Source organism: Paenibacillus sp. JT31N17 (assembly GCF_056269255.1).
This window is the reverse complement of sequence record NZ_JBWDNP010000031.1, coordinates 1-21,715: the sequence shown is the minus strand read 5'-3', so window position 1 is coordinate 21,715 and position 21,715 is coordinate 1. Positions and strand designations below refer to the sequence as shown.

At 44.8% G+C, this 21,715-nt stretch carries 22 protein-coding genes and 3 pseudogenes; 13 read left to right on the top strand and 12 right to left on the bottom strand.

Annotated features, from left to right (window positions below; all coding sequences use genetic code 11):
- Positions 1 to 80: 80 nt before the first annotated feature.
- The gene (locus AC0YOB_RS38075; RefSeq protein WP_475797192.1) at positions 81 to 269 is read right to left on the bottom strand and encodes a hypothetical protein; all 189 of its coding nucleotides are present in this window, start codon (positions 267 to 269) and stop codon (positions 81 to 83) included.
- Positions 270 to 459: 190 nt separating this feature from the next.
- On the opposite strand from AC0YOB_RS38075, the gene AC0YOB_RS38070 reads away from it, so the two are divergent.
- The 6 genes and pseudogenes from AC0YOB_RS38070 to AC0YOB_RS38045 all read left to right on the top strand — a co-directional run.
- On the top strand, positions 460 to 1,098 hold the full coding sequence (locus AC0YOB_RS38070) for an FMN-dependent NADH-azoreductase (protein WP_475797191.1): 639 nt from the start codon (positions 460 to 462) through the stop codon (positions 1,096 to 1,098).
- A gap of 365 nt (positions 1,099 to 1,463) precedes the next feature.
- Entirely contained in the window at positions 1,464 to 3,470 is a 2,007-nt protein-coding gene (locus AC0YOB_RS38065; RefSeq protein WP_475797190.1) for an S-layer homology domain-containing protein, read from the top strand.
- A 542-nt stretch (positions 3,471 to 4,012) separates the two neighbouring features.
- Positions 4,013 to 4,903 carry a phosphotransferase enzyme family protein gene (locus tag AC0YOB_RS38060; RefSeq protein ID WP_475797189.1) on the top strand — a complete coding sequence of 297 codons (891 nt, stop codon included), beginning with the start codon at positions 4,013 to 4,015 and terminating at the stop codon, positions 4,901 to 4,903.
- 453 nt (positions 4,904 to 5,356) lie between these two features.
- Positions 5,357 to 5,947, top strand: coding sequence for a hypothetical protein (locus tag AC0YOB_RS38055; RefSeq protein ID WP_475797188.1), 591 nt, complete (start codon positions 5,357 to 5,359; stop codon positions 5,945 to 5,947).
- Between the two features lie 77 nt (positions 5,948 to 6,024).
- Positions 6,025 to 6,993 (top strand): hypothetical protein, encoded by a 969-nt coding sequence (locus tag AC0YOB_RS38050; RefSeq protein ID WP_475797187.1) that lies wholly within the window; start codon positions 6,025 to 6,027, stop codon positions 6,991 to 6,993.
- 265 nt (positions 6,994 to 7,258) lie between these two features.
- Positions 7,259 to 7,345: pseudogene (locus AC0YOB_RS38045) on the top strand (hypothetical protein); the annotation flags it as partial.
- Here AC0YOB_RS38045 and AC0YOB_RS38040 read toward each other — a convergent pair.
- Positions 7,346 to 7,516: a hypothetical protein gene (locus tag AC0YOB_RS38040; protein WP_475797186.1), complete on the bottom strand. Its 171-nt coding sequence runs from the start codon at positions 7,514 to 7,516 to the stop codon at positions 7,346 to 7,348.
- A 244-nt stretch (positions 7,517 to 7,760) separates the two neighbouring features.
- On the opposite strand from AC0YOB_RS38040, the gene AC0YOB_RS38035 reads away from it, so the two are divergent.
- The 3 genes from AC0YOB_RS38035 to AC0YOB_RS38025 all read left to right on the top strand — a co-directional run bounded on the left by AC0YOB_RS38035 (position 7,761) and on the right by AC0YOB_RS38025 (position 11,495).
- The gene (locus AC0YOB_RS38035; protein WP_475797185.1) at positions 7,761 to 9,059 is read left to right on the top strand and encodes a glycosyltransferase; all 1,299 of its coding nucleotides are present in this window, start codon (positions 7,761 to 7,763) and stop codon (positions 9,057 to 9,059) included.
- 171 nt (positions 9,060 to 9,230) lie between these two features.
- A complete protein-coding gene (locus tag AC0YOB_RS38030; RefSeq protein ID WP_475797184.1) occupies positions 9,231 to 9,998 on the top strand; it encodes a hypothetical protein in 768 nt (255 codons plus the stop codon).
- A 39-nt stretch (positions 9,999 to 10,037) separates the two neighbouring features.
- Positions 10,038 to 11,495 (top strand): hypothetical protein, encoded by a 1,458-nt coding sequence (locus AC0YOB_RS38025; RefSeq protein WP_475797183.1) that lies wholly within the window; start codon positions 10,038 to 10,040, stop codon positions 11,493 to 11,495.
- Positions 11,496 to 11,863: 368 nt separating this feature from the next.
- Here the strand turns inward: AC0YOB_RS38025 and AC0YOB_RS38020 are convergent, their stop codons facing one another.
- The 5 genes from AC0YOB_RS38020 to AC0YOB_RS38000 all read right to left on the bottom strand — a co-directional run bounded on the left by AC0YOB_RS38020 (position 11,864) and on the right by AC0YOB_RS38000 (position 14,823).
- Positions 11,864 to 12,037, bottom strand: coding sequence for an alpha/beta fold hydrolase (locus AC0YOB_RS38020; protein ID WP_475797193.1), 174 nt, complete (start codon positions 12,035 to 12,037; stop codon positions 11,864 to 11,866).
- On the bottom strand, positions 12,024 to 12,605 hold the full coding sequence (locus AC0YOB_RS38015) for an alpha/beta fold hydrolase (protein WP_475797182.1): 582 nt from the start codon (positions 12,603 to 12,605) through the stop codon (positions 12,024 to 12,026). Before AC0YOB_RS38015 ends, AC0YOB_RS38020 begins: the two co-directional genes overlap by 14 nt.
- 211 nt (positions 12,606 to 12,816) lie before the next feature.
- Positions 12,817 to 13,329, bottom strand: coding sequence for a glycosyltransferase (locus AC0YOB_RS38010; protein ID WP_475797181.1), 513 nt, complete (start codon positions 13,327 to 13,329; stop codon positions 12,817 to 12,819).
- A gap of 9 nt (positions 13,330 to 13,338) precedes the next feature.
- Positions 13,339 to 14,097, bottom strand: a complete 759-nt coding sequence (locus AC0YOB_RS38005) for a glycosyltransferase (RefSeq protein ID WP_475797180.1) — start codon at positions 14,095 to 14,097, stop codon at positions 13,339 to 13,341.
- Between the two features lie 234 nt (positions 14,098 to 14,331).
- Positions 14,332 to 14,823, bottom strand: a complete 492-nt coding sequence (locus tag AC0YOB_RS38000; RefSeq protein WP_475797179.1) for a quercetin 2,3-dioxygenase — start codon at positions 14,821 to 14,823, stop codon at positions 14,332 to 14,334.
- Between the two features lie 268 nt (positions 14,824 to 15,091).
- On the opposite strand from AC0YOB_RS38000, the gene AC0YOB_RS37995 reads away from it, so the two are divergent.
- Complete coding sequence (locus AC0YOB_RS37995) at positions 15,092 to 15,667, top strand: TetR/AcrR family transcriptional regulator (protein ID WP_475797178.1); 576 nt, start codon at positions 15,092 to 15,094, stop codon at positions 15,665 to 15,667.
- Between the two features lie 66 nt (positions 15,668 to 15,733).
- Here AC0YOB_RS37995 and AC0YOB_RS37990 read toward each other — a convergent pair.
- Positions 15,734 to 15,988, bottom strand: a pseudogene (locus AC0YOB_RS37990) (NADPH-dependent oxidoreductase); the annotation flags it as partial.
- Between the two features lie 829 nt (positions 15,989 to 16,817).
- On the opposite strand from AC0YOB_RS37990, the gene AC0YOB_RS37985 reads away from it, so the two are divergent.
- Positions 16,818 to 17,906: a YjgB family protein gene (locus AC0YOB_RS37985; RefSeq protein WP_475797177.1), complete on the top strand. Its 1,089-nt coding sequence runs from the start codon at positions 16,818 to 16,820 to the stop codon at positions 17,904 to 17,906.
- A gap of 280 nt (positions 17,907 to 18,186) precedes the next feature.
- Here AC0YOB_RS37985 and AC0YOB_RS37980 read toward each other — a convergent pair whose 3' ends face one another.
- The 3 genes and pseudogenes from AC0YOB_RS37980 to AC0YOB_RS37970 form a co-directional block, all read right to left on the bottom strand.
- Positions 18,187 to 18,276, bottom strand: a complete 90-nt coding sequence (locus tag AC0YOB_RS37980; protein WP_475797176.1) for a transposase domain-containing protein — start codon at positions 18,274 to 18,276, stop codon at positions 18,187 to 18,189.
- 6 nt (positions 18,277 to 18,282) lie between these two features.
- Positions 18,283 to 18,375, bottom strand: a pseudogene (locus tag AC0YOB_RS37975) (IS66 family transposase); the annotation flags it as partial.
- A gap of 271 nt (positions 18,376 to 18,646) precedes the next feature.
- The gene (locus AC0YOB_RS37970; RefSeq protein WP_475797175.1) at positions 18,647 to 19,180 is read right to left on the bottom strand and encodes a TetR/AcrR family transcriptional regulator; all 534 of its coding nucleotides are present in this window, start codon (positions 19,178 to 19,180) and stop codon (positions 18,647 to 18,649) included.
- Between the two features lie 115 nt (positions 19,181 to 19,295).
- Here AC0YOB_RS37970 and AC0YOB_RS37965 point away from each other — a divergent pair, with 115 nt between their 5' ends.
- Complete coding sequence (locus AC0YOB_RS37965) at positions 19,296 to 20,351, top strand: SDR family oxidoreductase (RefSeq protein ID WP_475797174.1); 1,056 nt, start codon at positions 19,296 to 19,298, stop codon at positions 20,349 to 20,351.
- 86 nt (positions 20,352 to 20,437) lie between these two features.
- Here the strand turns inward: AC0YOB_RS37965 and AC0YOB_RS37960 are convergent, their stop codons facing one another.
- Positions 20,438 to 20,560, bottom strand: a complete 123-nt coding sequence (locus AC0YOB_RS37960; RefSeq protein ID WP_475797173.1) for a zinc-binding dehydrogenase — start codon at positions 20,558 to 20,560, stop codon at positions 20,438 to 20,440.
- A gap of 177 nt (positions 20,561 to 20,737) precedes the next feature.
- On the opposite strand from AC0YOB_RS37960, the gene AC0YOB_RS37955 reads away from it, so the two are divergent.
- Entirely contained in the window at positions 20,738 to 21,367 is a 630-nt protein-coding gene (locus tag AC0YOB_RS37955) for a LysE family translocator (protein ID WP_475797172.1), read from the top strand.
- Positions 21,368 to 21,715: the final 348 nt, after the last annotated feature.

The window sequence follows — 21,715 nt, the reverse complement described above, 5'->3', positions numbered from 1 at the left end:
GGTATCAATGGGGATTAAAAAAGATGACTCCTGTTCAATACAGGAATCATCTTTTGTCGGCTGCCTAAGAGCCTTCTTTTTTAAAGTGTTCTTGACATGGGGTCCAGATCAATTGGAAATCCAATTGCCACCTTCTTTATTCTTAAGTTTACAACATAGGGTACGGATAAATTTAGAGCCGGGGTGCCGATTTCGGCATTAAAACCTGAATTCCAGGCACTTAGTGCATCGTTCAGCGCAGCTTTTCGCGCTGGAGATATCGCCGCCATTGGTTTACTCCCTCGCTTTAAATCCTGACGGTTTGGCCATTTCTCGTGTATATGTCATGATGAATCCGGACAAACTTCAAGGTGCTGCCCGTTTATTCGAAAGGCATTTTTTATAGATCATTGTCACAGATATGTTCCTTCAGTTGTCTTCTTTGATGTACAAACCAAAAATAAAGGGAGGAACCATCCGTTGAGCAAACTGCTAGTCATTAATGCACACCCAGAAGTGGACTCTGCTTCTTCATTCAGTCTAAATGTATTAAATTACTTCTTGAAAATCTATAAAGAGCATCATTCTAATGACGAGGTTATTGAACAAATAAACGTATACAATGACGTTATACCCATGATAGACAAAACTGTTTTAAGCGCATGGGGACAAAGAAATGGAGAAGAGTTAACAAGCGAAGAGCAAGAAGTAACCGGGCGTATGAACGAGGTATTACAACAATTTAAAAGCGCAAATAAATATGTAATCGCATATCCAATGCATAACTTTAATATTCCGTCAAAATTAAAAGATTATATGGATAATATTATGATTGCAAGGGAAACGTTCAAGTACACCGAAAATGGGTCAGTGGGTCTTCTTAAGGATGGACGCAGTATCATTGTCATACAAGGAAGTGGGGCAATTTATACCAATAATGACTGGTATAACGAAGTTGAATACTCACATAAGTACTTGAAGTCGATGTTTAATTTTCTTGGCATTGAGGATTATGAAATACTTCGGGTTCAAGGAACCTCTATATTAGATAAAGATGAAGTCTTACAGAAAGCATATAAAGAAGCCGAAGAAGCAGCTTCAAAATTTGCTATCAAATGATCGGGAGAACTTCGATCTAGGCAACGATGAAGCGACGTTAAACTATTGATGTTGTTGCAGATGCAACCACGTTCTTGTCGTTTGGGCTGGTCATCGAAACAGAGAAAAGGCAGATCCTTAAGAGGGTCTGCCTTTTGATTTCAGCCGACCTGAGCAGGTAATAATCTCGCGATTCAGGTCCCTGAATCCGAAAATGCTGGAAAAGATTGATCATTAATTATACGGCTTGAAACGCTTTTGAAGCGCTCCCTTCTTTAGGATGAATCAAAAGGGGGATTTTTTTATTTAGTCCGAATACAATCGCCAAGCTTGATGTGTTGTCTGTACGGTCGGCTGTTCAATACATGACGGAAGGATGAATCTGCATGAAGGTCAAGCAGTTAAGATGGCTGCTCCTCTTGTCGGCTGCGGCATCGATTGCCGGATCGCTCCCCTCCGCTGCAGCGGCGGAGGAGAAGCTCCAGGTAAAGTCTGAACGGGCTGAACCCAATTTGATCGAATCCATCACCAAACCGTATCCTTCCTTGTTAAACGGCAATCCTCAGGGCATCGTCAGATGGGAAAAGAAAATGGGCAGCAACCTGACCGCTTCTCCGGTCCTCGGTCCGGACAAAACGATCTATGCGGGCACAAACGACTATAAATTGTACGCAATCGGCCCGGACGGAACGCAAAAGTGGGAGATTCAACTGGAGGACTATCCGAAAGACATCTCCGTCTCCGAATCGGACAGCACAATCTACGTGAATGCAAACAATATTCATAAATTGTACGCCATTGATCCCGCCGGGACGAAGAAATGGGAATTCATAAGAGGAGGATCGGGTCTTGTTCCCCTACTTTCACGATCGTTTTCCGCGCCGGCAATCGGGGCGGATGGCACGGTCTTTGTAGGCGGATCCGACGATACGAAGCTGTATGCCGTCAATCCGGATGGGACGAAGAAATGGGAATTTGTTACGGGAGGCTCCGTAGCCTCCCCCGCGGTAGGACCAGACGGGACGATTTATGCGGGAACGACAGACGGCAATCTTTATGCGATCAAACCGAATGGCTTGAAGAAATGGAGCTATCAAACAAATCAGCCCATATATCAAGGTCCCGTAATCGGAGACGATGGAACGATTTATGTGAATTCGTTTAAAAATTTTTACGGAGCTATGCTTTACAGCATCAGTCCCAACGGTACGAAAAATTGGAGCTACAATTACGAGCTGTACAGCTCTCCGGCCATCGGAGCGGACGGCACGCTGTATGCCGGCAACTACAAGCAGCTGATGGCCATCCATTCGGACGGGACGATCAAATGGGCGTTGGGGACCGGCAATAATAAAGTCAGAACGACTCCGGCGATCGGCGCGGACGGCACGATTTATGCGGGAGCCGACAACTCGATGCTGTACGCGGTGGATTCTTCGGGGAAATTAAAGTGGGAAAAAAATGCGAACGGTTTCGGAGCGTTCGATCCTACTGTCGGAAGCGACAACACAGTTTATACGGCATCGTTTGATTCTTTGTTCGCGTTCGGTACCGTCGCCGCAAGCAGCGTAGGACTAAGCGAGCGGACTATGACTCTGCAGGCGGGCGACAGCGCGACGTTGACGGCAAACGTCGTCCCGGAAGACGCCGTAAACAAGCGGGTGCAATGGAGCAGCGGCGACGATACGGTGGCTGCGGTGGATCAAGCGGGGAAGGTGACGGGAATCGGACCGGGCACGGTGAAAATAACCGTCAAGACGGAGGATGGAGGATTTACCTTCGACTGCATCGTGACGGTAACCGCAAGACCGGAAAGTAAGCCTCCGGCTGGGGAAGAACCTGTCGTCGCTCCGGGATTTACCGATATTTCGGGGCATTGGGCGAGTGCGGAAATCGCCGAAGCGGCGGCGCTCGGAATCGTGAACGGGTATCCGGACGACACGTTCCGGCCGGACAACCGCGTAACCCGTGCCGAATTTGCGGTCATGCTTATGAATGGGTTGATACCGGCAGAGGAAGGTTCGCCGCTTTTCTTTGCGGATAAGGAAGATATCGGAGTCTGGGCAGCCCGACCGGTCGCTCAGGCAGTGCAGCTCGGCATCATAAGCGGCTATGAGGACGGCACGTTCCGGCCGAACGCGAATATTACGCACGCGGAGATGATTGCAATGGTCATGCGCGCTTCCGGTCTCCCAATGAGCCCTACGCAGCACACCGGTTACGCCGACGATGCAGACATTCCGGATTGGGCGAAAGCCGCTGCAGCCACGGCTGGAGAAAACGGCATCATCGCTGCCGGGAGCATTGCGGACAACAAATTCGCGCCGCAGGTATTGTCCACCCGAGCGGAAGCTGCGTCGGCTATCGTCCGGATGCTCAGGATCAGAGCCTAGTACTTAATCTCTAACCAGCCATCGCAAGATGACAGTTGCATATTGACCGGAGAGCCGCCGAAAGAGGCGGCTTTTTTTGTGCGCAGAAAGCCCGCCTCCGTAAGGGAAGAAGTATTTAAAAATGTAATGACAGATCGAACGCCGAAACTCTAATTATGTTGCATACAACAACCAAATCGAAGGAGTCGTCCGGGAATGCCTGATTTGCCTAAACTGGATAATTCCATATTTATGGGATAAAGTTGAATGAGAAAGCAGCAGTTTAAAACGTTATTTTCCTCGAACAACAGGGATCGGAGCGGCCATTTGCCGCTTACTTGCCAATCATGGAACGGACATGTTTAATATGCTTTAATGTTTAAGTAGGAATCATTTGAAATTAGGTTGAGTAATGATTAATTAGGCTGAGGAGTTTTTTAGACCAAGGATTTAAGTGCTATGAGATATTTAACTATATACAGTAAGGGATGAATGGAGCTATGCGTAATTCACCGAGGATTTCAGAGGAGCACCTTCGATCCTGTCTAAAGGAGCAGTATGATTTGACTCCCGCCACGCTTGAGTTTCTTCCGCTGGGACTTGATTACAGCTCCGCCGTGTATCATGTGGTTAGCGAGCAGGGAACTGCCTATCTGCTCAAAGTCACGTCCAGGCCTTTATACGAACCACAATACCTGGTTCCTCGATATCTCAACGATCAGGGGATTACATGTGTCGTGGCTCCCATTTCTACCAGAAGCGGTATCCTGTGGACCCATCTAGAGGATTGGACTGTCGTTGTCTATCCCTTTATCAACGGGGACTCAAGCTTCAAGGGAATGTCAGCCGAGCAGTGGAATAAGTTGGGGACCATCTTTAAACGGATTCACCAGATCATTTTGCCGCCTGAACGATTTAAGTCGATCCGTCAGGAGACCTTTGATCCGACGGAATATGTTCGATGGATAAGAACCTTTGAGGATCAACTTGCACTCTTTGAAGGCGGAAGTACATTGGAGCGTACCCTTCATGCTTCTTGGGTAGAACATAGGTTGATGATACACACGAAGTTGAGCTCATTGGAAAAGCTGGCAGGGTTGCTCCGATCGCGAACAATTCCGTATGTAATATGTCACGCGGATCTGCATCCAGCCAATTTGATCCGGGATCAGGCTGGGCAAGTGTTTGTAATCGATTGGGACGAGGTGATGTTCGCTCCCAAAGAGCGTGATTTCATCTTTGTCAGTCATCCACATGCCCATGCATTTTTTCAGGGGTACGGAGCCGTAGAAGTTGATGAGAAGGCGCTCGCCTATTACCGCTTGGAAAGGGTCCTTCAGGATCTAATTGAGTGTGCTCGAAACGTGTGGATCAGGGATGATCTAGGGGAAGAAACCAAGGCGGATGCAGTCAAGTTGTTTCAAGGTATCTTGGCGGAGGAAGCAGCTTGGTAGAACGTAGTATTGATCTTCAGACGAGGGAAACAAACGTTGGGTACGGCTGTAATGTTACATATACGGGCACGATAGCTTAATAAAAAACGAAGAAGCGGCTGCCGGTCAGTGATCGGCAGCCGTGTTACGCAAACGGGCAGATTTGCCCAACAAGATTTTTAAGATAGCCACCAATGAATGCATGTTGGTTTTTGGGAATTTATGGACGCCCAAGGGGGCAAGTCGGGAATGGGATAAAGTTATTGTCAACCAGTAAAAAGGTGCGAGTGGGTACGTAGTTGTTGCGTCCTGAGGGGTCGAGTGAGGCGAAGTTGTTGCGGCAAAGTTACACTTTTGGGAGAAGTAGCTCGCGATCCTCCATCAGGCCCCGACTAATCTCCTATCCCCCAAAATTCCTTCATATGGTAAACTGGGGCGGTGCTGTAAAATGGACCGGATAGGAGTGTGCCAGCCATGGACACGAGTAGACTTAAATCCTTGCGCGTGAAACAAATCATTTTCATCAATGCATGTGTTTGCATCCTCATCCCATTAACCGGCGGTCTCCTGCTTGTTCTAGAGCCGCCGCCTTCGGACATTTATCTTGTAGGGGTTTTTTTGTATGGGGCCTTGTTGCTTTTTGAAATTTGGAGCCTCTTTTTTCCGAAGCATCTGCTCTTCATGCATGGCCCCCGGTTTATGCGTGAAATTGCGGAATATGAACGGGAAAAGTTAGGCAAGAAGCAAGATCGAAAAGGGCGGATCGTGAGACTATTTGCCTTTACGTTGTTGCTGGGGAATCAATTAGTGGCCTTTACTCGCATAAGGAATGACGATCCCATGCAGATTCGGGATGTGTCCGGGTTTTGGACGATTATGGCTATTCTAGTTTTAATCATTACCTTAGTGGGCAACGCTTCCATCCTATACCGCATTCACAAAATCGATAAAACAGAGCCGGGGCAATTCCGCTGGTTTACGCTTAAATCGTTGGCACTGGGAGTTATCTTAGGTCTGGTGTCCGTGGTCCTTTTGAGTATGGGGTTCGGAATCGTGTTGAATTAGCGGAGAGTTATTACGCTAACGGATCACGATAGCACAACAAGGCTGGCATGGATGTTGATCAAAATGGGGGAATAACAATGAAAATTGATCCAAGCAAGTTTGAGTTTGGAATCGAAAAAGAATATGCAATAGTTTATAAAGAACGTGACTTCATAAGTTACTTATTAGCATCACAACAGATCGTAAATAAAATAAAGTCTATGGCGGATATTCATGAAAATCCAGTAAAAAAAATGGGTTATTTGTTTGCTAAAGGCTGGGAGGTACATCCTGAATATTCCAACGCCTTAATAGAAGTCGTATCTCCTCCGTACACCTTAGATCGTTTTGAAGAAATAATAGAAGGTTTTCAAGTTTTCGAGGAAGTTGTACATTATTTGTTAATTGACTTCAAAGATAAAAACCCAAATTTAAAAGGAGAGATTTTACTAACAGATAAATTTAGTTCTTCGACAGATACATTCATTAACGTTAAAAAAGAAATAATCACTGATATAAAACAAATTATACTTACGAATGAAGTTGTTACTTTTCTGGGAAATAAAGATCAAATTCCCAATTCGTTTAAGAACATTAATGATTTAAATTTACTTTATGCCGGGTTTATCTCTACTCATGTTACACTACATCCTAAATATTGTTCAAGATGGGATATTAAACATGAAGCAGAATATTTTTGGAGCTTATTAAATCTGCTGTTTTTGTCTGAATACGATATAAATGATTGTACCTTTTATTACAATGGTAAAGAAGAAATCCGGTGTTCAACAACACCACGAAGCGAACTAATATCATGGGCGGACAGGACAAGTAACTTCTATGAAAAAAATATCAAAGAAATAATGGAAGGCGATGCACAAGAGAAAGTTGATAAGTATAATCTTTTTTTAAAGGAGCAACACAAAGGAAACCGAACTTATTTAGCAAAAATAAAACATATTGAAGATTGTCCATTATTTGAAATTAGAAGGTTTCATAGTGGACTATCAATTAACTATATTAAAGAATTTTTATTAAATGCAAGTAAGATTACAATGGCCCCATAAAACAGTTATCAAGAACAGGTTGCTTTTTCAATCTCCTGGGTGATGTACAAATGAGGGGAACAGGAAATTCATCCACAAAGGATTAAGCAAACGGGTGCGTTAGTACAACGCCGAAGGGGTGCCGCGACGGCACCCCCACCGCCCCGCTAACGGGAAGAATTGCACAACAAATTGAAGACATTTGATGGTATCATGTTGATGTAATGGTAAGGAGAACGCAGCTTATCTTAATTCAGAAAACGTATCGTATAATGGAAAAGTTACTCAAATTGACACAGTGCCCGTAATTAAGCAAGGCCAAGTATTTATACCTGCGAGAGTACTTTTGGATGGTTTGAATATTCAAGGGTAGTTATAAAAATTCTCTGCTTACATAATAATTAAAGAAGGTTTTCGCATAAATGCGAGAACCTTCTTTTTTATTGATCGGTAAGCTAACACCCATGAGAAATGAAAATTGGCTCTCTTGAACGAAACGACAGACCGAATAACCGACTATGTCCCAAGGAATACCGTCGGCCATATATTTATTGCTCCTTTTTTCCTGAAAAACTCACCTTAACTAAATCTTAATATTTAAATTCAGAAGTACATGCAAGTCAGAGAAAACAAGAGAATCGAGTCGGGGAGGGACAACACGGGGTTAAATATAAAACGCAATATTTGTAATACTAAGGAGATTGTTATTTGACATGGTAAAAATCTTTTTATAGCATAGGAAGGCGTTACATAGACATCTTAGAATCGACTTGGAGGATAGTTGAAAAATGGCTCGGATTTTATTTAGCAACACGCCGATTCACGGCCATGTGAGCGCGAATTTGCTGCTTGCCAAAAAGTTAGTGGAACGAGGCCACGAAGTTGTGTGGTATACAGGCAAACGGTTTAAGGAAACCGTCGAAGCCGTCGGGGCAAGACACGTAGTTATGGGATTCGATTACGATGATCGAAAGCTGGAAGAGGAATTTCCCGAGCGTCGTAATCATGAAGGCTTGGACAAACTCAAATTCGACCTAAGAAATATTTTCATGGCGCCGACTCCCGTTTATTACGAGGAAGTGTCGCGTATTCTGGAGACGTTTCCCGCGGAGGTTATAGTTTGTGATCCTTCATGTTTGTTCATTTTACCGATGATCGAATCCGGTGGACATAAAGGCTTGAAATATGCTGTTACCGGTTTTACCGGATTGACAGTGTCGAGCGTGGATACTCCGCCGTTCGGCCCTGGGATTCCCGTCACCCCCGGCGTGGATGAACGCGCTCGAAATATCGATTTGAACAATCAAATCCAAAACGTCATGTTTGCCGATTTGCGGGAGTATTTTAATAAACTGCTAGCCGATCACGGCATGGCTCAAATTGATGGCTACATAATGGATGCGCCGACCAAGCTAAGCGATCTTTACCTTCAATTTACGGTTCCATCCTTTGAATACCCGCGTTCCGATATGCCGAAAAGCGTTCGTTTTGTTGGACCAATGTTGTCCAAAAACGCGAGTTCAGGCACTCAGAAGCTTCCTGACTGGTGGGAGGAGTTGGACGGCGATCGCCCAGTCATCCATGTGACGCAAGGAACTCTGGACATCAGTGATTTTAATCGGCTTGTCGTGCCTACGATTCAAGCTCTTGCCGAAGAGGATGTGCTTGTCATAGCTTCGTTAGGCGGACGACCACAATCCGCCCTTTCTATAGATCTTCCAGCCAATGTGCGGGTTTCCGAGTTTTTGCCATACGATCAATTCCTTCCGAAGGTTGATATTATGGTCACTAACGGTGGATATGGCGGCGTACAATATGCACTATCTCACGGCATACCGTTGGTCGTGGCTGGCGATACGGAAGATAAGCCTGAGATTGGCCAACGTGTATCCTGGTCTGGCGTAGGAATTAACCTGCAGACCGGTAACCCATCGGCCGAACAGGTCCATCAAGCGGTTCAGGAAATGCTTTCGAACGGTAAATACCGAGCGCGCGCGCAAGAGCTTCAGGCGGAGTTCGCGAATTATGACGGACCGGTCAACGCGGCTAGCTTATTGGAACAGCTGATTGAAACGGGTAACATTTAATATTCAAAACCAACAAAGCTGGCGTATGGCCAGTATGCTGCGTATTGTGGCAGTGATTTTACGGTAGCAATTCGAACTCGAGAAAGTCCTTTTTGAAGACTATAATATCATGCAGCAAAATGCTATTTACGAAACACGCATCGATGCGAAGACACTTGGAGGGATAAGAAGATGAATATTGGTTTTAAAAAGAAGGCGGCATCGTTGATGGTGGCCGCTGTCGTCACAGCCTGTCTGCCGGCGGTCGTATCCGCAAGCGGAGGGGAACTCACGATCTCTATTAATGGAACGAAATTGGTATCGTCCGCCAATCATGTTGCAGACGGCAGGGTCTACGTGGATCTAAAGAACTTCTCTGCTTTCACTGGATTTACTTTCTCTTATGACAACCAAAAGCATTCCGCAATCATAAATGGAAAAGAAGTCAAGGCGGTGGAAACGAAGGGCACGCCGACGGTGGCCATTAAAGACCTAGCGAACGCGGTAGGCGCGAACAGTCTCTCCTGGAGCGAAAAAACCAAAACGGCGCAGCTTTCCTTCGCATCCAAACTGGTCATATATGGGGATACTGTTTCCGAATTGGCAGGTTGCGTGCTGCAGAACCGCTTCACCGTTGGTGACGGTATCGTCTTCCGCATGAAAGCATTTAACCCGGTTACGGGCAAGCTGGCCGAAGATGCGAAACTGCAAGTTCATCTCGCCACGGGCGAAGTGCTTGACATGCAGCTGGGGCTGCACCCGCCGGGCGTGCCGGACGGCGAGAAATTTTGGACCGTGAACTACAAAGTAACGGATAAAACGCCGAAGGGAACTCTCGGCTATTACATTACCGCGCAAACGGCTTCCATGAAAGGCGAATACAAGCCGTTCCAAGTTATGCCTTCACTCATTACGATCGTCGACACCGAGCCCGCCCCAACGGGAGCCTCGACCAAATAACGCACAGCTATGAACAACAGATGAAAGAGGTTAAATTCATTGCATCCAATGATACGAATGGTCAATCCATACACGATCCTAAGTTCGCTACTTTTGCTTTCTTCCGTCTTTTTCGTGTCGCCTGCTTCGGCAGAAAAGAAAGAGGCGTCCGTTACGCCGACCGTAATGATCGAGGAAAACAACAGCACAGTAGGGGCTATCGTTCATTTCTCGTCCAAGGGTCTGGAACCAAACATGCCGGTCAAGCTGCAGTGGGAAACAGAGCATGGCAGTTATGACATTCAAGGTATTTATAGCTTAATCGGCCCGTCCTACAAGCTAGAAGAGTATACGATGACGATGGGCACGACCGACAGTACGGGCAACTGGGATGGAAGCTTTGTCGTGCCGAAAGGCTTTGGAGGCGACCATACGATATACGTAAGACAGAACAACAAAAAAGTTGCCCAATCGAATGTGTTCATTGCTCCGACCTTCCGTTTGTTCCCGGAGTCCGGTCCTGTCGGCTCGGAAATCACGGTGCAGGCAGAGGGTATCAGCTACGCGACCATGGAGAGCAACTGGCAGTTGTCCTACGACAACAAGATGACAGGGCTGATCTCCGCCGTATCCACAGACGGGAGCGCGACTGCGAGAATAAGAGCAGCAGGTCCCGCAGGTAAGCATTCGATCACGATCTGGCATGGTTACTTAGGTATGCCGTATTTGAATTATACGGAAGCGCCGAATTCCTATCTGCCAGTGCCAAACTTTACGTTTACCGTTACGGATGAAGTGCCGATCGTCCGAAACGAAGTAGAAGCGCAGCCGATAGCCGCTGGGGGGGGCGTGCAAATGCCGCCTCCAGTGAACAAGCAAGGCGTCAATGCGACGCTGAGCCGAACCAGTGGTCAAGTCGGGGATTCGGTGACGCTTAAGGGAAGCGGACTGCCTGCAGGCAAGCAAGCAGATGTGGTCTGGCATACAATGGAAGGCAGCCGGATTACGGGCGAGGGCTTCGCAGAGAAGTCGAGGACGCTCGGTACGGATCGCACGGACGCTAGCGGCAGTTTGAGCTATGACTTTCCGATCCCGGACGATCTCGGAGGCGTGCCGCACCGGATTGAACTGAAGATTGGAGGCGTCACGTATGCGGAGGCATACTTGTCGATTACGCCATCGATCGCTCAAATTACGCCATCTTCCGGGCCGGCAGGGACCCAGATCACAATCCAGATCAAAGGCGTTGGGTGGACGGAATACGACAACGCGTATTACCTGGATTACGATAATGCCTATCTGGGGTACATGTGCGGGTTCAACACTCAGGGCACCGTAACGTTCACGGTCACGGCTACTGGCGAGCCCGGTTATCATATCCTCGATCTGTATCCGGGCATTTACCGGGGCAAGCAGGCCAATCCGGACGTGTACGTTGCGCCGCAATTAACCTACGGTACAGACCATCCGGGTTCGGCTATACCAGCTATTCGAATGGGCTTCACACTTACCGAGTAGAAGCAACGTTCAACATTTTGGGATCAAGTTCTGGCCATTCGCAGATCATAATGGCCAGAATTTGGTCTTATTTATCAATTGGTCCGGAATCGAAACTGGCCAAGACATTATGCGGGATCATCGTCCCAACCAGCTTGGCTGAACTCATAATACGACGGGTACCGGGAAACGATCGTCGAATCCGATACCGTTAAGGGTGACTGCGTTCAGTCGAAAAGCCAACCGAATTCATTCGGTTGGCTTTTGTGCTGTACGTCCAGTATGGGCGTCATCTCTAGAGTGAAAATCCCGAACGGGGGTTGGCGGGAGGAGGCGTCCTAGCCTCCGTCCTCTCACACCACCGTGGCGGTGCGCTTGTTACGTATTAGTCACTTTGTTTGAGCAACGAATTCATTAACAGCTTGCGTAAATGGCTCGGTATGCTCAACGTGCTCCATATGACCGCCCCGCTCAAACACTACGAGGTGAGATCCAGGAATTTTTTCCCCCATTTCATAGGACCACCTTGGTCCGCAGTTGACATCATATTCACCGACTAGAATGAGCGTTGGCGTGGTGATAGTGTTTAGGACATCTCGGACATCCTACGTTTTTCGAATCCATCATAGCTTGCTTCGCATCTTGAGCTTCCGCGTTATCTGGCCAACGTTGAGCAAAGTTCTCGATTTGTTTGAATTGCTCCTTATATAGATCAAGTCCCATAGAAGGAGCACTGGATTGGAGGATCAGACCGCCAAGTTCGTTCGGATAATCCAGAGCGTATTGAATGCCAACACCACCGCCATGAGCATGACCCAGGAAGTAATACTTCTGTGCACCGATATGCCCGGCTACTTTATGTGCGAAATGCGCATACCGAGGCATACTATAGTCTCCGTCTGGCAGCGTATCTGATTTACCTGTTCCTACAGGTTCCAGATACACCATTGTCATTGTTTTCTCCAGCTCAGGCATCTGCAGATACTTCCAGTGAAATCCTGGTCCGCCCGAATGGACCAAACAAATGGGGCCGTTGCCAGCTACGTGATAAACTTGACGCACACCATCGATGAAGATTTCATGTTCTCCAGCTGCCAATGGGTGTTTGAAATCTTGATTAGATTGATTCATTACTAAATTCCTTCTTTCTTGCTTAGCTATTAAACTTGTGTGTCACCTTTATATGCCATAAACGCAGAACGGCCTTAAAAAATATCTATAATGCTTTACGCCATGGACGCAATCTTAAGTGAATGAAACGTTCATCTCTCGACCACTCCCGAGCAGGTAAACAATAACTCCTTATCTCCCCGGTCATCAATATAGGTTGACAAGGATAATATTATTGGGCATCTAACTCGGCGACGACATTCGCGATAGCTGTGTACGGATCAAGGGCAGCATATTCCGCCTTCAATCTTTCTGCATTCGCTAAGAATTCCTTCTTAGTGAGTACGTTAAGGACTGCCTCCCGAATCGCCTCTGGCGTCGGTATTTGGGTTTTGAGATTGATTGCGGCACCAGTATGGGCCGTGCGAGCGTTACCCTCAATCTTATCTTCGGAAATGCCAGCCAATACCATCGGCACTCCGAAACTCAACGCCTGCTGCGTCCCGCCAAATCCACCGTTTGTGACGAGAACATTGGTATGCGGAAGGAGATCGACGAAAGGAATGAATTCCACGACACCTGCATTGGCTGGTACATTTTTGACTTCATTCTTGCTGCCTGTCGCCGCAATAACTAGAACGGGCAAGTCAGCTAGCGCTTCTAGTGTTGGCTCAATTAGATGACTGAAGTCACCGTTTGCTACTGTTCCCTGTGTTACAACGACAACCTTTTCAGCTTCTAACACATCCGACCACTATACTGGCAATTTAGCATCTACGGAAGGCGGGGTAGGAAGCGCACCGATGAAGCGGACGCTTTCGGGCAGGTCTGATCGCTTATAGCTCAGTTCCTCTACAGACAACTGAAGATAGCTGTCCGCACGTACGCAACTGTCAAGAAGGTATGACATTTCCCCGATCGCTCCCAGATCCGTTAACACCTTTTCATAGAGCTTCTGTGCATCCCCGAATATGGTATTTTTCATTAAGCCATTAAGGTCGATGTTTCGTGCACGGCCCTCTTCTGAGCTATCCGGTTCAAGTCCCATACCAAATGGCGCAGCGTCAATGCTAGAAATTGCAAGTGGTATAACACCTACGACTATATATCCCTTCGCTCGTACACCTGGGGCACCGTGCAATGCTGGCGAGATTGGGAATCCAAATGATTCTGCCATCACAATCGCTTGATCGTTACCATACTTCTCCAGTTCTTGTTGCAGTGCTGCATATTGGTTCGGAATAGCGCTAACGAAATAGCGCTGCAGGTCATAGTTGACCTGAGCCGGCCCTTCGAGGGCGAGTCGCTCGGGGTCTAATAATTCCTCGGGCTTCCAATCGGCTGCACCAGTAAATGATACGAATGCGGCGCCTGTCTTTTCGACAGCCTCCTTGAATACGGATCCTGTAATAATAGTCACCTTATGACCGCGGCGTATAAGGTCTTTTGTTATGGACAGCATAGGAGCGACGTGTCCATACACAGGTGTAATGGGAATGATAATTTTTGTCATAATAGAACCTCTTTTAGAGCAAATTATTTGGTTAAAAAGTCACCTTTTGCTAAGTAACCGTTAAAATAAACGGGCAGATCAAGTTTTGACCGATCTATTTTCTCATGGACTCTCCATTACCTGCATAGCCATTGTAAAACAACGTAAATGGGGATAAGGTTTGACTCATTAGCGTCTAGCTCCATTCATCAAAATTGAGCGCTAAAGATAAAAAGCCGTCCCTTCTTGAAGATTTTAAAGGCCAGGATAACTAATATTATATTTTTGGGATACTTGCATTAGTTTCTGTATCGCCTCAGGAGTGGGGGGCTCAATGTGGACTTCCATTCCTTCCACGTAAGGAACGCCCAGCTCCTTTACGAATGAATCGAATCCTGCAGGGTAAGCCGTAACCAGGAAATTAGCTTTTTTTGACCTTACCTTAAAGGTATGTGGAATGCCGCGAGGAGCGAAGACATAATCTCCACTTTTAACCAGAAGAGTTTCATTGCCAAGTGTCATTTCTAATTCTCCATCCAACACGTAAAAAGATTCGTCTTCATCTCTATGGATATGGAGTGGCGGACCATCATTTTCATTGACCGAACAATGCACGACACAAAACTCCCCGTTTGTGTCCTCACCACTTACCAATATTGAATTAATGTCTGTAAGGAATAGGAATGTATTTTCTTTGTTGGGATTCCGATGCATCATACCGGCTTTGCTTGGGTTGCTCTTCATCATTTTGTTTGTCTCCTCTTGGTGCGATTTAAATTTCTAATACCTGATCAGTATATTAAATCGATTACCTGATCAGTATATTAAATCGATCGTTCTCATATTAATAACTCATTCCGAATTTGTCAACTTACCAAAATATAAAATTAATAATTCGTGGCTTATGTTATTAAAACAATAAACCTAAGGCAACTTAGAGGCCGTTGAAAATTCTCCCAACAACTTTTACCGATTGTTCTCATTATGATAAGATTATCCCGGAGGGGTGAAAACGATGCCAAGACATAAAGAATTCGAGGAAAGCGAAGTACTCCTTAAGGCCATGAATTTATTTTGGGAACAAGGCTATGAAAAGACCTCGCTTCAGGACCTTGTAAAGCATATGGGCATTCATCGCAGAAGCCTGTACGATACTTTCGGCGACAAGCATACACTATTTTTAAAAGCAATGGAGAAATACCAAGAGTTTACGAAAAACATTAAAGCCGAAGCACAACGCGGTCGTACGGCTAAAGAAGCCATTGGATTCATCTTCGATTGTGTGATAGAAGGTAACGTTGATCGACCGGTAGGGTGCTTATTCGTGAATTCAGCCACCGAGCTTGCTTCCAGAGATTCAGTAGTATGTAAAAAAACAAACGAAAGCTTTAGTAGAGAAGAGCAATTTCTGGCAGATCTCATTCAAAAAGGTCAGCAAGCTGGAGAATTTCCGGCTCACAAGGACGCAAAAATTCTTGCGGCAAGTCTCCAAACAACAATGATTGGAATAAGAGTCTTAACACGAACATCCGCAGATAAAAAGAGACTCCACCAAATAGCCGATGCATCCATAGCTATGCTTTGTGCGTAATCGTTTTTAGAACGGCGTCTCTCCCCCGCATCCGCTGGGATGAGGCGTTTTTATAAGTACTTGTTCTTATGCGCTAAGCATCTTGAACGCGCCGCTCCAGGCAAGCACCTGATCGAGCATCGCGTTCAGGTTCACAAGATGCAGATCGGCCGGCGGCTTGAAGACGGCCCCATTTTCGAAATAGGTGAATAGCGACAAGGCAACCTGTACGCGGATGTCCGCCACCGATACTTCTCCCAGAATGCCGCGGGGATGCTCGGCGGCACGGGCACCTCCCATGGAGCTGGTTCTTTGAACGCACCCTGCTAACAAATTCTCAAAAAACCTGATTTTGCGGAACAATAATATCCTTGTGTCATACAATACCTTTGGGTAACTCCTAACCGTTAATCCTCCTATGAAGCGAGGATTATTTTTTATAAAACGTTCACCAATTATGGATACATAAAACGTGGATGGAAAAAATAAGTGGACAAATAATTAATTGTCACATTCACTCCGGAGGTATTTTTGATGATCTGGGATTATAAAAAAGGAAGGAACATCGGTAAAGTAGTTCATAATAACGATTGGTACATTTGCGTCAACAGCAACAAAAAGTTCATGGTTTCAATCATTCGAAGCTGCTAATCGGTTTTATGGGCAAGAACGAGTGTGTAGGGGTAGTTACGACCTTGGAAGGAACTACTTTTAAGTTTGCGGAGCCAATACTTCAACTGCTCTTTTGTAACATGATGAGCATCGCACCACGCCGACATTGTAGCCCACTTGCTTTGTAGTCCGCGATACGGGCTGTCGTAAATTTGACTTCTTGAAGGTGTGTAGGGTTTTACGCTACCCTTGAGGAGACTACTTAGCAATTGAATTAGGAAAAGATCGTAAAGTTGAAAGCAAAATTTGATGCACAAAGTGGTAAACGTTTTGGAATCAATTGTAGCTATGTCAGGGTAAATTTGTCGAAGATCTCCGCGCGAACGTCATATGTAACCATTCTTACTATCGCTAATGCCTGGCAAGCACTGGTTTTGGTGTTTGCGTTGGGCCTATTTTCCAGAAACATTTTTAAAACAACTCTCGTTTAAGAACCGTAGTACAAAATTGATATTGATAAGCACTTATCATCGAGTGCTAGACAACAGGAGGAATCATCATGAATAATAAACAATCTGCAAAAAATATAACTGCGGCATTTTTGATCTCGGGTGCTGCAATTCTCGGAATCGTTGGGATAACGAACAGCCTGGCACCAGCATCAGCTGCTGCAACGCAAGCAGCGACTTCAACTGCGACACAATCTAAAGCTCTTCAAACAGCTAATAGCTTCTTGAACAGCTTCTATAAGCCAGCTCTTAAAGGTCAATTCCCTGGAGATGTACAAGGACTAATAAAAGGACTAGCAGTTGGAGAAACTACACGTCAAGATATTATCAAAAAATTCGGTCAGCCAATTAAAGTTGGCACTGGCGCTAATGCATTTGATGAATATGAAGGGTCGATGGGTCAAGCAGGATTTGCCTTTTCCTATAAATCGAACAAAATTCAAGAAATGCGCTATTTTGGTACGAGCGTAGAGCGCCAAAACAATCTTGGTGGCATTACTCAAAACATGTTGATGAAGCAATGGGGTATGCCAAACTCTACTACAACTATAAAAGCCGGTAAAATCGCTCAGAAAAAATTTGTTTATATCCGTGGGAATTACCAACTTGAATTTATTTTTAACAGCAGCACTGACCTTCAGCATGTCAATTTGACATACTCTAAAGCTCTTCAAACAGCAAACAGCTTCTTGAACAGCTTCTATAAGCCAGCTCTTAAAGGTCAATTCCCTGGAGATGTGCAAGGACTAATAAAAGGACTAGCAGTTGGAGAAACTACACGTCAAGATATTATCAAAAAATTCGGTCAGCCAATTCAAGTTGGCACTGGCGCTAATGCATTTGATGAATATGAAGGGTCGATGGGTCAAGCAGGATTTGCATTTTCCTACAAATCGAACAAAATTCAAGAAATGCGCTATTTTGGTACGAGCGTAGAGCGCCAAAACAATCTTGGTGGCATTACTCAAAACATGTTGATGAAGCAATGGGGTATGCCAAACGCTACAACAACTATAAAAGCCGGTAAAATCGCTCAGAAAAAATTTGTTTATATCCGTGGGAATTACCAACTTGAATTTATTTTTAACAGCAACACTGACCTTCAGCATATCAATTTGACTTACAAAGGTTCTAAGTAACACTTATAAACAAACAAATGGGAGAGGCCGTCAATTGGTTTCTCCCATTTGTTTGTTTATAAAAAGTAAGTGCTTTTAATCAATGAGGCGATTCTTCCGCGTAGAAACTAATCTATCCGAGTAACGCTCTTTAAACGTGACGAATTAATTATCACTGCCAGTATCCAAAGCGATTTGTAAGCGTCCCATAACTCCAACTTGATCATGCCTATCCCATTACACGACAAGTAATCGGAAGCGAAGATGACCATGGCAAATAAGGCTCGAGGGCCTCTGGATTTTATGGATCCGGAAGCTGCGGGAGCTGCTCGAACAGGTACTTTAAATATTGAAACGGAAGAAGTCCGTTTTCCTTCGCCGAATTGGCCATCGTCTAACGAGATAATGTATATCCAAGACGCGCGAAATGCTGCTCTTGCCGGTATAACGTTCAGCTGTTGACGTATTTCTGACTCATGACGTAAGCCATGCCACAAGAGTTACTTCATGCAGACGAAACAAATGTTGAAGAGCTATTCGCCCGACCGGTGCAGGGTGCCCCCGGCACTACGGCGATTGGCAGAACGAAGTCGACGGTTAATGAAGCTGATTCTGAAATGATAACGCCGCGACCGAGCAAGGCGTGCCTTGTCGGACGCGGCGTTATTTTTTTAGGCGCACATCATGCATACTTTGTGGTCAAACCTAATTTTGTGCTTAGGTGTATTACGGTGAACCGTACCACAAGTAAGAGCAAGTTTTTATTTATGAAAAAGTCGAATGAGCCCTTTGATTTCTTCTATAGTTTCTTTTTGACCATTTTTTATCCACATCACCCAAACTTCAAAAACACCGGCGCTCATAAAGTCAATCCAATAGCTTCGTTTCGCACCTGTCCAGTCTGGAAAGGGAATGATCTCATCATATAATTGAGCAATATGGTATTTAAAAACTTGATACAGCAGCTCTGTGTATTCTCCTTCAATGGCCATTTTAAAATCATTGGATAGTGCAAGAAAAAAATTCGTCAAATCTGCTATTTTCTGTTCGTGACTATTTTGAAAGGCAGTTTTATTAAATATATCTGCAAATTTAGGTTCGTAGTACTCCTTCAATACTTGTTCAAGACTTTCGTAATTTCTATAAAACGCCATTCGACTGACGCCAGCTTTTTTGACGACTTCCGAAATTGTTAATTTTGTTAGTTGTTTTGTCTGTAAAAGTTCCAGCAATGCAACAGCAATCCATTCTCTTGTGTCTTTTTTTATGTTTTGGGCGTGCTCAGTTGCTGCCATGACACTTCCTCCAATCTGTCACAGATGCTTGTTTTCTACTTGTTTTAGATAATGTTCAGTATTAGAATAGTGTAAACCGTTACAGATGTAACGTCAACGGAAAGGAGTATTCATTATGTCAGAAAACAACAACCCCTTAGTGCTTGTGACCGGAGGCTCAGGATTTATCGCTGTTCATATAATTTTGAAATTACTAAAGAAACAGTATCGGGTGCGGGCAACACTTCGTACAATGAGTAGGCAAGATGAAGTAAAAGCCATGTTAATGTCAGGCGGAGTAACAAATTTTGAAGGCTTGTCATTTATTCAAACAGATTTATCATCTGATCGTAACTGGGACGAGGCTGTTAAAGAGGCGAATTATGTCATCCATGTTGCTTCTCCAACACCCAATAAAATTTATAAAGATGAAAATGAAATGATTCAACCGGCACGTGAAGGTGTTTTACGTGTGTTGAGAGCAGCGCGTGATGCAGGTGTCAAACGTGTTGTTTTAACCTCTGCTTTCGGAGCGATTGGCGTAGGACATCAGCATCATAAAGGACCATATACCGAAGAAGATTGGTCCAATACAGACGCAAACATTCATCCCTATCAAAAATCTAAAACAATCGCTGAAAAAGCCGCTTGGGAATTTATCCGCCAAGAAGGAAATGGGTTAGAACTGGCAACAGTAAATCCCGTTGGGGTGATGGGGCCCATTTTAGGCAATGATTACTCGCATTCAAATGATTCTGTTCGCCAAATGATAGAAGGCAAGCTAAAGTCTGTCCCTAAAATTTATTCTGATTATGTAGATGTTCGAGATGTTGCCGATTTGCATATTTTGGCCATGTTGCGTCCCGAAGCAAGCGGAGAGCGTTTTATAGCCTCTAGTGCAGAAAATCTCTCGATGTTAGATATTGCAAAAATTCTGAGGAAACATTTAGGGGAAGATGCTGAAAACGTGCCAGATAAGGAACTTCCAAATATTGCTGTACGTATTGCGGCGATTTTCAATCCCAAATTAAGAATGATTGCAACACTCTTGGGTCAAGATATGTCAACAAGCAATCAAAAGGCCAAACAATTACTTGGATGGACACCACGTTCGGCGGAAGAAGCAATTATTGCTACTGGCCAGAGCATGATAAAAATTATTAAAAGGCAGATGAAAGGGCCATCCGCTTAGGATGGCCTTGAGCTTGCCGTTACAGACTACGCGGAGAACCGTACCACAAGTAGGACGAATTTCAGACGATGCGCATAGATATGTGGTTAGGATAGGCTGATAATGACTTTGCCCAATTGAGATTGGTCCTTATAGTACCGGAAGGCATCCAATGTTTCTTCGAAAGGAAAGACGCGATCAATGACGGGTCTGATCCGATGGATATCCATCACCCGGTTCACGGCTTAGAAGTGAGCACGGCTGCCGAGGGCGATTCTTCGAAGCGTAAACACATTGGAAGCAAAGGTGCTGATCGGAAGGGTAGACACCTCGCTCGCCAGCCAGCCGACCTGGCTGATTTGCCCTTCCACCGCCGTGGATAGAATGGTTGATTGGAGTGGGTCATATTGGTTGGAATAACAAGTTTCGGACTTTTCTTATTAACTGCCTTATTGATGAATATAACTCCTGGTACAGATACAATGTACATCGTTAGCAGAAGTGTATCGCAAGGGAAAAAAGCAGGAATTTATTCTGTTCTTGGCATTTCCACGGGTTCATTAGTGCATACCTTTCTAGCTGCTGTTGGTTTATCTGTAATTCTTACAACATCAGTTGTCTTATTTACTATTATTAAAATCATAGGTGCAGGATATCTGATTTATCTTGGTGTTCGAATGTTAATACAAAAATCATCAAATGTAGAACTTAAGGATACAAAAAGTATGTCATTAAAAAAGATATATACTCAAGGTCTTCTGACTAATGTTACTAATCCAAAAGTGGCTTTGTTTTTCATTTCCTTTCTTCCTCAGTTTATTTCAGGGGATAATACTTATGGTCCTTTACCCTTTATTATTTTAGGACTTTCTTTTGTTATGACGGGAACTGTTTGGTGCTTGTTAGTAGCTATTTTTTCTTCATATGCAACTAAAAAATTGAGAAATAATCCAAAAGTAGAATTTATATTGAATAAAATAACAGGCATCCTTTTCATCGGATTAGGAATAAAGTTGTTTCAGACAAAAGCATCTTAAAAATCTTTCTTCAACTTACGGGTACGATACCTGATCAACACCAAATAACAGCCGTTATCTGTGTCTGCCCGGCTAAAGGGACAGAATAGTCAAGAAAACATATATTTGCTTGTCCTTATAGAATAATGATGTCGAGCCGCTCGGCGTACTCGGCCGTGCGGCAGCTATCGTCCGTCAGTCCAACAAAGATATCCTCCTGAAGAAAAGTAAAAGACCCCTTTCGAAAGGGGGCTTGCTTTGGTCAAGCCCCAAATTTGTAGACAATGAAAAAAGCCCTAGGCTATGAGCTGGCGTCGGTACTCAACCGGCGTCAGTTTGTTTAGTTTTAATTGAATCCGTTCTTCGTTA